We start from the raw sequence: 13,280 nt of genomic DNA on the forward strand, positions 1-13,280 counted from the left end.
AACTAATTCCGAAATACAGAACAATATTTGTCGGTATTCGGCTGTATTCAATAAAAGAACTAAGAAACAGTTTCTAAGAAATAAGCCCCCCTACTACAAAGTTAGCGATAGACAGCAATACACAGTAGATGAGCACCAATTGAGCAACTCGTTCCGGAAGGAATTGAATCTGATTGAGTGTTGCTTCATCTACTTTATTGATCTGTTTTATCTGCCCTATCACCATCGGGAGGGTTAAAAAGGCTATCAAACAACAGGGAGACAACAAACCGAAAAGCACCATCCCCAATAAAAGTAAATAAGCACCCAAAGTAAGAAAGATAAAATATTTTTTAGACATCTCTACTCCCAGCTTCATTGCCTGAGTCTTGATGTCGGCTTTACTATCATTTAATATATCCCGCGTATTATTGGCATGCAATATGGCTACAATTAATAAGCCGGCAGAAGAACTGACCACTAATGCCTGCCACATTAGCTCTCCGGTCATTACATAAGCAATACCCAGACTTATTAGCCATCCGTAAATCAGGAAAATAACTAAATCGCCCAATGCCACGTATTTCATGTGATTATAAAAATAGGTGCCCAAGAAACCTAAACCACCTATCCAAAGCAAATGCCAGCCGGAAGAAATAAGAAGGCACACGCCAATCAGAGAGCCAACCAACAAGGAGAGTAATCCGTAGATAAATATACTACGAGGTGTAAAAACACCATCTACCAGAATACGACTGGAAAGTGTATCCTTGCGATCGACTTTATACACATAATCAAAATAATCATTGAGAAGATTTCCTCCTACCTGAAAGATTACGGCTCCAAGCATTGCCCAAATGCCATTCCACCAATAAATTGGTGTATTCAACTCTTTTTGAATATAGAATATATAAGAAATAGTCAGTAACGCCGGCATAGCCGATGCCGTTAATGACCAGGGACGAGTAGCAAAGACCCAATCTTTGAGAGTTCTCTTCATGGTGGTGTTTTGTTTTAGTAAGATGCAAAGATAATACAAAAAAAATCCCCACCACGCCTGATGGGGATCTTAGCAAAAAACCTATTTTACAGGACCGCACCTCACAGCGGGGTATGCTGACATCAATTCCGAGAATTTATGTTTCCCGCCCGGAACGGGAAGTAAATTAATTATTCTAAATCTTTTACACACCGAATGGGAAATGCACATTGTGCTATGTTCATATTAGCAGTTTTCAGCTCTGATCCTCCTCTGGTTAGAGCTAATGTCCAATTCACCCACTTCCCTTGATAATTAACATCCATAGCAGTAGTAAAATAGTAACAAGAACGACCTGCTTCACCAAGTTTGTTTGGTCTTAAATTATCCCAAGTGCTACTATCCAACATTCCGCCAGCAGGAAAAAAGAGCGACGCATCATTATAAGGATTATAAAATAACCGACCAATATAAGCCACGTTTGATTTTCCTTTGGCCACAGCGCATATCGGCCATCGATCATCGTTACAGAGGTCTACATCACCATCAGTTGGAGTGCTTATTGCTCTACGGTCGAAAAAGCCATCAGCATAGTACCCCCATTCGGAATTACGTTCTTCAGATTTGTAACTTTGATCTATTCTGCCATCATTTGGAATCTTAAATAAAGATTGGCGTATTTCAGAGTCGGCAACAGTCGGATTACTATTATCCGGAGGAGTGGTGAATATTGTCCCATCATTTGGACGACGATATTTGCCCGGACATGTTTCGTATAAACTTGGATTCCAAACAACTTCATTTCCCACACCCATACTGCCACTTGAATGCACTTTGCTAGGATGGAAAAACTTTCTAGACACGCTATATGTATACGCACCTACCTGAGATGGATATTCGGTAAATTTTCCTTTTTTTACCTGAACAGTTGCAGTAGCATTCTCATTTTCAATCGCAGCAGCAGTTAAGTTATATGGAGAAAACATTACTACTTTATCTCTTGGAATGCCATCTTGTGTGTCTTGCTTTCGCATCAGACAATCAGAGGTTTCTCCTTGACGTATCCATATTTTATTTTGTATAGTATGATTATCCTCTTTGTTGGTATATGTAAGCAACACCACTCCATAACGGTTGGTGGAAGAGAAACCAGTTAAGCCTAAACGGAAGTAAATACATCTATCTTTCTCCGGAGTGCCTTTGGGAATACTCCCACGCACAGTAGTAGTACCACCATCTACATAATAGTTGGCATTTGCCAAAGTCGGCACATCCGGATTCTCCGGTTTTTCTGTTCCGGCATTATAAGTAACTGCTCCCGGACTACCAGAAGATATACTATAAGCCGGACTCTTTTTCGTATCCATTCGTATCCACTCTTGCCCAGATATTACACTGGCTTCCCAATCATAGCTATACCCTTCGGGAACCGGCATTCGTATTAATCGTTCAGCACGTTCATTGTGCTTCCAAAAAGCACCTACATAAGGAATAACCGTATGTATTTGTGTTGCCTTTACAACAGCAGACATACGTCCCACATTGAATTTTAAATATACTACACGATTTTTATTTGTCATATTAAATTCTTTATTGTGCATTCCAGTGTTGATTTCTCCAGTGTAAATTTCATAGTCTGTTGGCACAGCTTGATTTGGTTTCATCGTAGCACCATTATGGCCCTTAATATTTTTACATTGTAACCAATCATTTACTGATCCTGATTTTAGCAGAATTTCTTTTTCGCATGCCTCATCTTCATATCTTTGAACTTCAAATTCCACATTATTTTGATTAGTTGTAAACATTATATGTGTCTTATAGTCTACATTCGACAATTGAGCGCCAATAACATCTCCCATAACCGTATATTCTGCTTTTGGAATAGTAAGGTAATATGGACCATCTACTACGGTAATTTCTTTATCCGATTCGTTCGATATATATGTAGTAGCATCCATATTCATGGGGGCAGAGATTGCAGCATCGTAATTGTTTTTATATCCGGGACCTTTTACGTTAGTAATCTTAACTTCATAGCAGTGATTACGTAATACTCCACTACACCAATTGTCATCGGCATCTATAAAATCTACACGATAGTAGGTAACTTCAGTAGAGTTTTTATACTTTCCGGCAATTATCAGACACGGAATGGTAGCCCAATTCCAATTAGTGCCAGTCATCCAATTTTCTTCAATGTCCTTGGATGGAAAGTGATACTTGTCTCCTTGGCCAAATACTTTCTCGCTTTCATAAACATAAATTTGATCTTTATAATTTTGAGAACTTGGAATGTATTTTATTGTTTTAAGATCCCACTGTTTTTTAGCTCCCACCCCTCCTGTATCTCTCAAACTACCACTAATAGTTACTTTTGTTACTTTTTTCGCATCGACATCATAATTTCCATCTTTAACCATTAAGCATGATTTTCTTGCATAATTACAGAAGTATATTTCTGTCATTTGAAAAACACTGGTGGCTACATTGTTAACATTTATTTTAGCCAGCATACGAATCATCTCGAATTCGTTCTTTGCTCCACGATTATATTCTTTCAATTCGCCCCACATAGGGATATGGGTCTGTATATTACCTGCTGTTAAACCATTATTAGCATTAGGCCATTTATATTTATCACCCGAAGTATAATTCCCATCATAGTATGTTACAAGCCTATCGAATACTTCATCTTTTGTTTTACCTTCATCCTTGCAGTCGGTAAGTACGCTTATAACAGAGGGAAGAGAGCCTGCATCAGAAGTCCTGATTAATTGGGGAGTAATATTAGCCAATGCCACAAGCTCAAGATTAGAGGAAAGGCTATTAAGAGTTAATTTATATTGATCGGTTCTACCGGGAGTCTTAGTAAAACCGGTAGGGTTATGCACTTCTTTCAACACCTTTGAACCTGTTTTTTCAAAAGCAAGAATATATAAGTTATTTATAGTCTCGTCACTGGCTCGTGTTTCTATTACATTGGCCTGTGGCAGATTCAATGTAAAAGTAACTGAGGTACTTTCCTGTGGATCAAAAACGTTTTCATCGGCACAAGAGGCAAATAGAACAACTGCCGGTATTAAAATCCATAGATTTACATATATATATATCAATCTTTTCTTCATATTTTCAGTGTTATTGCTTGCTGTTAATTCTTTCCTTTATTCTTTTATACAACGAATGGGAGTTCCATGCTCATGAGTGAGAGATGCGGAACTGCTAACCGTGGTTCCGTTAAACTTAAGTCCAACGCTTGCTGAATAGTTGGCCGACCAATAATAGCCTTCGGTACTGCTGCCTACCACATAATCAGCTACAACTCCTTTTCCTTGATGAAATCCGTAGCCGGCAGCCGGATAATAGCCTCCATACGCAGCATTGTATTGGCCATAGAGATATCCGGTTGTTTGATTGTTATAAGCATAAATTCCCCCTACTTTGTTGGCCCATCCAGCGGCAGTGTTCCAACTGTTTGGTACTTTGTATCCCACTGGACAAGGGTTGGTAGATGTTTTAGAGTTCCAAAAAGCAGCTTCCGTTACCGATGCCCATCCCCAATAGGGGGTCAGTGGATTTTTCACACTTTCCGTAATACCGGAAGGACCAGACTTCGGCGTATACAATGCTTTGGTTACACCATTGGTAGTAGCCGGATTGAAGAATATTTTCACCTTATTATATGAGCCAAGGTCTGCAATGGTGTTTTCCGAAACCTCCCATGATGTTAAACCAGGCAGAGGATCTTTGCGCCCCCATTGGTAGAAGAAACCTACGGAAAAAAGATCGCCGGGTTCGGGGTTGGGACGGTAAGCCCCCAGATTGCGATCGAGAAACTCGCCTGATGCCACTTCCGGAGGGCTCTGAGTGTTCCAAATGTGCCAACTCCAACAGATCTTGTCTTTAGTGGGATCATATTTGCCGCTTCCATCCATATCCAAGTATAGAATAACTCCGGCATTACCTATACCAGTGCCGGGAACAACATGGATATACCCTTCGTAAAAATTGGCATTAGGCTTATAGGTTACACTTTTTACCACAGCATCGCCGGTGTCGAATAATCCCTCGTAAAATATACTTGGTTTTTGGAGATCCGTCCAAAACACTTGTGCTCTCAATTTGCCACGATCTGTCACCGGTATCCATGTATCTATATTATCTGTGATAATTTTATCTTCAATACCTTTTTTAATTTGTGATAGTGGTATACCAAATTCTGTCAAAACGCCATTATCAACCATATAACAATTAGATTCCTTCATTATACTTCCTCGTGTTATGGTAGCCAATAAAGAAACGCTTTCATAAACAATATTATTTCTGATCTCATCGGTACCATACCCGGTAAACTTCACATAATAAACATGGGGATCATCAAGATTTTTGTTGGCTTGCACTCCAATGGTAATTGCACTTGTTGTTGCCGGATAATATTTTACCCCATTCTTTCCTGTAAAGTTTTTACTTGGTAGATTGGTAAGTGTAAGCCATATATCACTTTCGTTTACCTTGTTTGTACATTCTTTATCTGTGAATATCTCATAATCCCACATATAATCACTATAGAAGCTCATTTCATGTGTGTTTTTCTCATTCAATGATTGAAATATCATATTTCGGGGTTCAAGTTCCATTTTGTAAGTTGTGTCTAAAAGATCATCAATCATAGGCACATTTGTCCATGGCATGATAGTAAACAAAAAGGTAAGATCGAGCGACCGTGCTTCTTGTATTCTTAAAGTATAGTGGTGATTTCGCACAATAGGGCCTTTACTGTTTGATATGGGAGGAATAGTCGCATTGCTATAATTTAACGAGGGTATGTATACTTTATAAGAATAAGGAATATCGGCTCTTTTACCGGAAATAAGTAGATAAGTGTGCTTGGCTCCTACAGCAGTAGAAGCTGGCTCTGGATGTTCGAAAGTATATATGGGCTCAGCAATTTCCTTTTTAGGATCTCCGCTTATTGTAACCGATGGCAGATTTGTATTACTTAGGCTAATAGCATTAGCAGCCCATGTGTAAGTATTTGTTTTATAGTAATTGGTAGTACTTATTTTTGTAGGTAGATTAGTATTATAAGTTGTGCTATATCCCAAGTAGCCGGCAAGCGGACGATTTACCAGAGTAACCCCTTCCAGTACGAAGTTATTATAATTCGTCCCGGTTTTTTTACCATTTTCATTAATTACTGTTATCTTTGCCAACATCCTTACCAACTTCACATCTGAGAAAGTGGGTAAAGTCATCGGATTAGTTGTGGTATTAATCGCCTTGCTCTCTGTTACCCCAATCATAGGAATACAATCAGCCGACAAATTAGTTTCTTTTACAATCAGGCTATTTATTATTTGTGTGTATGTTTTTCCTGGAAACGAACCTATCTGAATATCAGTAGGTGTATAATTTACCAATATAACAAAAAACATATTCATATTAAAACTCTTGCCGGCAGGCAGAGGCACTTTATAGGTCGTCCCAGTGGTATGAGTTGCCGAAGCACCGAAGTTAAATGTAGCACCCGTGGTATTAAAAGCTAAAATGTAAATATTTTTAATAGCTTTCTCTTCGTTAGCAGTCATCCTTGTTTGAGCTGTTCCGTTTACAATCTCCATCTCAAAGATGATGTTTCTCTCGGCTGGTGGTGTTATTATAGGTTCATCTTCATGGCAAGAAGTCAGCATAAATAAGCATCCCCACCAAAAACAAATGAAAAAGTATTTAATATATTTTGTCATATTTCTTAATTTCTTCTTAGGTTTCTGCATTTCTTTATTCACCCACAGTGAGGTTTACATTGGTACTACTTGGTACCCAATCAAGCACATTTATTTCTACCTCGAATGCCACTATATTATCTGCTACTCCCTTTATTACGTATTTATAGTAATGATTGCGGAGTACAGGACCGGGATTGTCTTTGTCGGCAACCAATGAAGCATTAACAGCCGGAATAGGTAACATAAATGTGCTGGTTCCAGTGTCAGTTCCCTTTTTGCCTGTCAGTACAATGTGGCAATTACTCTCGGATTTCACATCGGCATTTGCCACATTGGTTTCAAAAAGATAGAATACCATAGTTTGCTTGTTGTCGACTATAGAAGGAGAATTAGCAACTGTGCTCAATCCACTCCCTACATTTCCTATACTATAAAGTGTAGGGGTGGTAATTCTATCAGCAGTTCCGTTTATTGCGTTGTTGCCTATAAATCCTTTCAGATGTCCGTTTTTTACTTGAACAGATGAAAGGGTTAGTTTCACATTTCCGGATTCCAAATTAGCTGTTGCCAAATGATTTTCAATTTCTATCTTAGCCACCATACGTAGGAGTTTGTAGACATCGGGGGTGTCGGTTGATTCTTCAGCTACAGGAGAACTGTTGTCCTTCACATAATTAGTACCGGCAGACAATGAAACCGGAATAGTCAAGTTTCTCGCTCGTGTATACATAGGAATATATACATTGGCATCATTTGCCGCCCAAACAGACTCTGAGCGTGATGGAGGAAAAAGTACATTCTCCAACATATCGTCAGCAGTTCTACCTTCCCAACTTCCATCAGTAGGGGGAGTTATATAGTTTTCCAGGTTGGCAATAAACATAATGTCTATTTTACTTCCGGTAGGATAGTTTGTTAGCTTATAATGATATACTTTATCATTATCGGGAGTTTCATTCTTCAGCTTTTTGTATCCTTTGCACTTCATACTCCCACCCGTTTCCTGAAAGTAGATAGCATACATATTATTTATTACATCCTCATTTACCGCCCGCGTAGCGTTTTTACTTAATTGATCAGGCAAATAAAGAGACAGATACAAGCCATCGCCTAAATCATCAGAAGATTGAGATTGACCAATATACTCCTCTTGCCAACAAGCAGAAAGTCCAATTAAAAAGAAGAAGAGGCTAATTATGTATAAACAAGTATATTTCATATCTTATAAATGACTAAGTATCTATCTTATTATTCTTTATTATTAACGCAAAGGAAGCGGCTTTACTTGCTCCATACCAGTTACCGTACTCCAGTTTTGTACCTTTATTTTAGCTTTTACTTCGTACAGATTTACACCTGCAATAGAGAACTGATAATAATGATTACGCAACACATCCCCGGCATAATCGGCACTTGCTACCAAATTTGTAACAAGCGGAATAGGAAGCATATATTCTACCGGTGTAGGCGAAGTTGGTTTAGCTTCTGCTTTAGGCCATCGATACCCTTCGAGTTTTAGATAGCAATAACCCCTGTTTGCGGCTTCTTCTCGCGCCTCTGTTTTCTTTGCCAATACCTTATTGGTTTCGAACAGATAAAACGTGACAGACTGAACCCCGCTTGCGGTAGTTATAGCCGGTGCCGTGCCAGCTTTTGTAAAGATGGAAGAACCGGTAGGACAGGTTTTAACTTCAGTAACCCTGTTATTAGCAGCATTCCATACCACATTGACCCCGTTCATGTAAGGAAGATATCCTTTATCCAAGCCGTTTACTACAGTTATTTTAGTTATTTCGAAGTTGTAAGGATTTGAATTAGTGGAACCGGCAGTGGAAAAATTAGCGATGTTACTTATCTTTATTTTTGCCAGCATACGAATCAGGTTGTAAACCCCGGCAGTTCCGGTGGAAGTAGCCGACTGCCCCACATAGTGATCTTTGATGTAAGGACCATAGGGAATGACCACTTCATCAGTTACTGTATACATAGGAATTTTGGTGTCTCTCGGCCAAATACTGGTACCCATCATGATAGGTGCAGTGGTAGAACTATTATTCACGGTACCTTTAGCTACAATTAATTTAGGTAAAGCAACATCCATCTCAGTATTGGAAGCAATGGTAGTAGAGTTTATTGTAGCATTTGCCACAAAAACTATCTTCATATTAAGGTTGGTTCTTGTTCCTATAGGTCCGAACCAGCTATCATAGGAGTTCGATGAGTTATCAGTGCCACTAAGTATCCGATAGGTATAGGTGGAATTCTGAGTGCCGCTACCTGCAGTTGTTTCCACCAATTTATTTACGGACGAGCTTTTTAATATTTCAAAATCTTTGTATTTGAATTTACCATCACTCGCTTTTATAAAATAAAGTGCATACAAAGTTTCAATGGTTGCGTCGGCTTCGTCGGCACGGGTAAGCAAGCCATTACTTGGAGCATTCATGCTAAAAAGCAAACGCCCACCTTCTTGTTTCTCTGCAATTTCTTCGTCTTTTTGGCAAGACGCAAACAACGTCACTAATCCTAAAGTGAAAAATAGTTTTATAAAAAGATTCTTCATAATTATCTTATTTTTATTTATTACTCTTATCAAAAGCCTATTGGACCAGGAAAATTAGGAGAATCGAGTCCTGAAGGCTCACTCCATTCCTGTACTTTAACAATAACATCCACTCCACAGGGTTCGCTTATGGGTTCGGGGCCTATATTTTTTAACTCAAAAATGACTTGTTCTATTTGATATACTTTGCCTGGTTCCAGATAAGGAATGGGAGTTCCATCTTCCTTTTTTAAGAACTTTCTAACAGTCAACCAACTTTTAAGAAACTTATCTTTATTCCCGGTAGACGGGGTTATATCCGATATTTTAAAAAGAATAAGCGGTATAGCCGAAAACAATATAGGATCGGAGTCATTATTTGGATGAGGAACAATCCAGTTTCCCAGATAGGGTATATCTGCCAGAGTAGCAGGATTAGTATTTTCTTTCTGAGCAGGAGATACATAGAACGACCAATATCCGTTACTTGGTTTTACAGAAGTGCTAGCAATAGCAGCCGACGGAAGTTTATACCAAAACTCCGGGGAATAGGAACCATCATCAAAACCTGAATTGTTCCAATTTACGGCAAGAAAATCATTGGTAGCAGCAGGATATGTCACATAATCGACTCCCATCTTATGAAAGTTATTATCAATAAATATCTCTTCTAATTTAAATGTAGTGCCATCGGTAGATTTCAATTCACCAATTTCAATACGGGCTATGGCAGGGCATACAGGAATAACTATGTGGCTCATACCCTGAGCAAGATTCCCTGTATACGCACATCCTGTTACGTTTACTTTGTAAGGATCTAAGCGATTGGTATTGGTTCCTTGATTAGCTATTATATATTGAAGATCGCCTATTTTCTTTCCGGATAATGCAGCCTTTAAAGTGTATGCATCAGCATAATCACCTATTGAGATGGAGCTTACATCCAATTTATGGTCTTCCACATTCCCTACAACATAAACATACTTTACTTGGCTGCGATTAAATTTGAGCTTTACTCCGGCAGCAGGCGCTAATACCTGAAAGGCGTCGGCTACGGCAATATCATCTATTGTTCCATCCTCTTTTACCAATAGAATTAGTAAATTTCCGGTCAGTTCGGGCACTATTCCTATGGCAGTTGCACTCTCTGCCCCACGGCTTCCGACGGTTTCAGAGAGTTGTATTTGAACAGACAGTTCGATTTCTTCCGTTTGCTTCGATGAAGCCAGGGTATCCATCTCTATTCCTCCACACGAATATATCAGTGCAAGAAAAGGAGTTATCAATATATATAGTAATATCTTCTTCATAAAGTATTATTATTTCTTTATCCTCTTAATCCAGTTCTGTTTCTGTTCCCTGACTTATCCAGCCAAGCAGTTTTACGTCTACTCCAAGTCCGTTAAAGTAAACTCCAATCTTGATGATGTATTCTTTGTCTTCTTCAATCATATTCAGCTGCCCATGTAGCAGTTTCTTAACATTGATGGTATATGGTATTTGAGGATGTGTGTGAGTTTCCGGCTCATTAATCACAATCTCTATTGGATTTTCATTGGTAAAACGCAATACTTTCGTAGTGCACGAAGCTCTGACAACTTCGGTGTTTATATCTACAGGAGGGTAATAACTTACATAATCTCCTTGAGTGTCCATTTCCCAATCATAGCCAGGTTTAAGGTTTTTAAATTCAATAATAGGGTAGTTGTCTATCGGTTTTTGAGGCAAAGTACTTTCTAATCCGTGTACATAAACCTCGAATGTGATGTGTGCAGGGCGGTAATGAATCGTGTCGTTATAAATCCCATACATTTCAGGGATTTCAAAAGTATGTCTTCCATAAAAAAGAGAGTCGTTGGTTGCAATAGTTTTCGGAGTTCCAGAATAATTTTCTGCAAGAAGAACCTTAGGATGCTTCAACCAATGTTCATCTACAGGCATACGGAAATCTAAACCACCAAGTGCAGTTTCATTAAAAGCATTTCCCCAACAAACAGCTGTATATTTTCCGGGCATCAAACGAGTATGAACTCCCTGGAACTCTTCCAAATTCCGCTTCGCCAAACCACGTACACGAACAAAGCGACCTTCTTCATCGAAAATCCCCACATTCACCCGATGAATACGCTCGGGAAAATTATGATAATCAAAGTATAGGTTGACGTACATGCCACAATCATCTAAATTATCCTTCAGATTATCGCATGACACACAACTGAGCGTCAACAAAGTGAGTAAAGAGAATAGTCGGATAATTTTCATGGAATTCTTATTTTTATTATTGCTTGTAAAGCCAGAGTTGGAGAAGGAAGGAAACCCTCCCCCAACTCTGTTTCCTTAAATTACAGGTAGTAAATTACCACTCAGTTTCTGTTTCAATTTCTTCCCAACCTTTAACGATTACTTCAACAGAAATATCTGTATCTTCTTGAGGAATCATAGGATCGGTTTTAATGTTAGTTTGATCAAAAGTGATAGCTTTCATAACATATACTTTACCTGGTTCCGGATATTTCAGATACTCTTTTGTTTTAGCATCAATAAACTTAACTACGGTTAACCAACCTTGAGTTTTCTTTGTACTATTAGGATATTCTATTTCTATATTAGTACCATCAACTGCTTTCAAGGCAGATACCTTAATACAGATTGCTGGGAAAGGTCCATATTGAATCGCTGCATTTGGAGTAGCCCAAGCAGGACGTTGAACACCTGTATATGCTTTTTCATCATCAAAAGGCCAAGTTCCACAAGTTAAACCGATATGATTGTAAAATTGATCTCTTTCATAAGGGTCGTTGATTTGACCAGATGCATTTTTACGAGCCGAAGCAATATAGAATGACCATCTCTTATCACCAGTTAAAGAAACAGGGTTTGCATCCATCCATTTATGCCAAGCAGCAGTAGGTGCTTCGTCGTATCCACCAAATTTCACAGCTGCATCGGCAGGGAAATAGATTGGATCAACAGTGGTAGCAGCATACCAAGCATCAGGTTTAGCAACTAAACGATTTGCATCTGGAGCAATACTCAAACCAGCCAGATTTGCAGGCATGTTTTTCAAAGAGTAGTTCCATTGTCTATTATTCCAACCCCAGTTGATCAATTGACCTGATGATTCTGTAGGATAATGCTCACCATCAAGACCAATTTGTTTCATTGTATTGCTGATATAAATACCATCAATAGTAAAGGACTTCAAATCTTTAGGAGCAGCCGATTCTTTTGCAGTAATGCTTTTAACTTCATAACGAGAAATGGCAGGAGTTACAAACAAACGAACCGGAGTAGTTCCCTGAGTAGTTACAACAGGAGCATAACCGTAAATATTTACAGCTTTAGCGTCTGTTACTGTATAGTTATCCAAAGAAAAACGTACTTCATCCATCAGAGTTTCTACAGATTCGCCAACATAGCTCTCCAAAGTAGGTCTGGCAACCGGAGTAGCAGTAGCTTTAGTATAAACCAACTGACCGAAATCTCCACCATTAGATAAAGTAGCAGTTGTGTAATTAGGATCGGGTATAGCAACAGAGCTATAATCCTTGATATTACCAACTACATACAATCCATCAATACCCAATGGGAAGTTTTTAAACTTCTGGCCGGCGCCAGTTAATTCAGATACATTACCATCTAATACTTTCAGTACCTTTCTTGGACTTGAAGCCGACTCTTTACCAACGAAGATCAGTTTCATGTCGAACACATGAGGAGCAATACCCACAGCAGTTTCACTCTCACTTGCCTGGCGAGTACCTGGAGCTTCCTGCTCCAAAACTTCAATCTGAACCGTAAAGTCAGCACTTTCTTCTGTTAAAGAAGGTTCCTGACCATTGCCAGCTACTTCTTCTTTGTCACTACAACTTGCAAACCCTGCCATCATAGCAGCCATTACAAGCATACTTACATACTTAAATTTAAATTTCATTGTTTAAAATAATTAGTTAATAAATAAATGGTTTCAAACCTTTTTCAATTCTCACTTTTTTGTTATATATCAATAGATATGTTTGTGCGTTGTATAAACCAATTCCTAATTCGCAGCAGC

Annotated in this window: 8 protein-coding genes; all 8 read right to left on the bottom strand. The window is 38.7% G+C overall.

Annotated features, from left to right (window positions below):
• Positions 1-73: 73 nt before the first annotated feature.
• The 8 genes from D0T60_RS08195 to D0T60_RS08230 all read right to left on the bottom strand — a co-directional run bounded on the left by D0T60_RS08195 (position 74) and on the right by D0T60_RS08230 (position 13,160).
• Positions 74-979: a prenyltransferase gene (locus D0T60_RS08195; RefSeq protein WP_163217677.1), complete on the bottom strand. Its 906-nt coding sequence runs from the start codon at positions 977-979 to the stop codon at positions 74-76.
• A 170-nt stretch (positions 980-1,149) separates the two neighbouring features.
• Positions 1,150-4,086 (bottom strand): hypothetical protein, encoded by a 2,937-nt coding sequence (locus D0T60_RS08200; RefSeq protein ID WP_163217678.1) that lies wholly within the window; start codon positions 4,084-4,086, stop codon positions 1,150-1,152.
• Positions 4,087-4,122: 36 nt separating this feature from the next.
• Positions 4,123-6,702, bottom strand: a complete 2,580-nt coding sequence (locus D0T60_RS08205; protein ID WP_163217679.1) for a hypothetical protein — start codon at positions 6,700-6,702, stop codon at positions 4,123-4,125.
• Positions 6,703-6,736: 34 nt separating this feature from the next.
• Positions 6,737-7,903: a hypothetical protein gene (locus D0T60_RS08210; protein WP_163217680.1), complete on the bottom strand. Its 1,167-nt coding sequence runs from the start codon at positions 7,901-7,903 to the stop codon at positions 6,737-6,739.
• Between the two features lie 42 nt (positions 7,904-7,945).
• Positions 7,946-9,247, bottom strand: a complete 1,302-nt coding sequence (locus D0T60_RS08215; protein WP_163217681.1) for a hypothetical protein — start codon at positions 9,245-9,247, stop codon at positions 7,946-7,948.
• A 29-nt stretch (positions 9,248-9,276) separates the two neighbouring features.
• The gene (locus tag D0T60_RS08220) at positions 9,277-10,536 is read right to left on the bottom strand and encodes a hypothetical protein (RefSeq protein WP_163217682.1); all 1,260 of its coding nucleotides are present in this window, start codon (positions 10,534-10,536) and stop codon (positions 9,277-9,279) included.
• A gap of 25 nt (positions 10,537-10,561) precedes the next feature.
• Complete coding sequence (locus D0T60_RS08225) at positions 10,562-11,488, bottom strand: FimB/Mfa2 family fimbrial subunit (protein ID WP_163217683.1); 927 nt, start codon at positions 11,486-11,488, stop codon at positions 10,562-10,564.
• A gap of 94 nt (positions 11,489-11,582) precedes the next feature.
• Entirely contained in the window at positions 11,583-13,160 is a 1,578-nt protein-coding gene (locus D0T60_RS08230) for a hypothetical protein (RefSeq protein WP_163217684.1), read from the bottom strand.
• Positions 13,161-13,280 lie beyond the last annotated feature (120 nt).

It is taken from the genome of Bacteroides sp. 224 (assembly GCF_010500995.1).
Taxonomy (GTDB): domain Bacteria; phylum Bacteroidota; class Bacteroidia; order Bacteroidales; family Bacteroidaceae; genus Bacteroides.